The sequence below is a fragment of the Leisingera sp. ABD4_442 genome (genome assembly GCF_056160905.1).
This window is the reverse complement of record NZ_JBSWYB010000092.1, coordinates 1-1,168: the sequence shown is the minus strand read 5'-3', so window position 1 is coordinate 1,168 and position 1,168 is coordinate 1. Positions and strand designations below refer to the sequence as shown.

The 1,168-nt window shown below is 47.5% G+C and carries 2 protein-coding genes; one reads left to right on the top strand and one right to left on the bottom strand.

Annotated features, from left to right (window positions below; all coding sequences use genetic code 11):
* Window positions 1-319 precede the first annotated feature (319 nt).
* The gene (locus ACXAHG_RS23490) at window positions 320-775 is read left to right on the top strand and encodes a hypothetical protein (RefSeq protein ID WP_475061235.1); all 456 of its coding nucleotides are present in this window, start codon (window positions 320-322) and stop codon (window positions 773-775) included.
* Between the two features lie 3 nt (window positions 776-778).
* Here the strand turns inward: ACXAHG_RS23490 and ACXAHG_RS23485 are convergent.
* The coding region (locus ACXAHG_RS23485) for a recombinase family protein (protein ID WP_475061233.1) at window positions 779-1,168 on the bottom strand (390 nt) is incomplete at its 5' end.

The following is a 1,168-nucleotide window of genomic DNA, read 5'->3' as shown; positions in this document are numbered from 1 at the left end:
CCGTAAGCCAGAAGAGATCAGACATGCTCACCGCTCGTTTTTCGAACCGTGAATCACGCTGACAGAAGGAAATCAATAGGTCCTGAGCCTAGGAAGTCTCGACGCCACTCTGAGTGAAATCCAGAAATCATTTGACAAGGTTGCAAAGGAGCATGCCACAACGAATTCAATCCTCTCCAACATACAAAATAGCTTTTCAAAAATCATACGAGCAACCCAAGCCGCTGATGAAAATTTCAGGCAGATTTTAGATCTTGCAAAGAAAGAGGATAAGGAAAGTTATCAAAAAATTCTGGAAGGTTCCTTCAGCGAAGAAAACATGAACAGAGATACAGAGGGCAAGCCAATAGTTGGAGCAACCGATCCTGTTCTATCTCCCGAAATCTGGAAAATTCTCAAAGAGTATCAAGAATTCGTACCCCCTGACATTGCCGAAGATTTTAGAAAAAAGAATACAAAAGCGCAGAAAACCATAGAAGTATCGGCACTTAGAACCGACACCATTCAAGAGAAACTAAGCCTATTTAACAAACACGTTCAATACTGCACAGATTTTCCAACACAGTTCGAGCAAACTGATCTCAAAAAAGCAATTGAGGGGCTAAGTGGAGAGCTTGTACAGATAAGGAAAAAAAGGGAAACCGAGTTCAACTTATTTGAATTTCGAATCCCGATGGCAGTCGGCCTCACCTCCATCCTATATGGAGGCATTTACTGTGGAGCACCTACAATTGCGCTGCTACGCTGCATTCCGTTCACTGCTACTTTTTCGTGAAAACTAAGGCTTGATCAATTTGGTTTTGGTCAGAAGTTTCCGAGGCCTTCCCACATGAACACCGCGCGCTTTGGCGGCGGCCATGCCAGCCTTGGTACGCTCCGAAATCAGGCTGCGCTCGTATTCAGCAAAGACTGCTAGCTGGCCGTAGAGCATGCGGCCAACGGCTGTAGTCGTGTCGATCCCTTGCGTGATCGCCTGAAAATCCACACCGCGATCACGCAGGTCGCTAAGTAAGGTCAGAAGATGGATCGTGGATCGTCCAAGGCGATCCAGTTTCCACACGGCCAGTGTGTCGCCTTTGACCTGCCCCCCGATGGTCCCTTGCTCATGAGGAGAGTCTGCGGGTTTGGTTTTGGTAATCGTCGGTCTCGGGCTTGGCAAGCGCGGAGC

What these genes read in the sequence shown, in the direction of transcription:
- ACXAHG_RS23490 (WP_475061235.1), top strand. Translation starts at nt 320, where the DNA reads ATGAACAGAGATACAGAGGGCAAGCCAATAGTTGGAGCAACCGATCCT.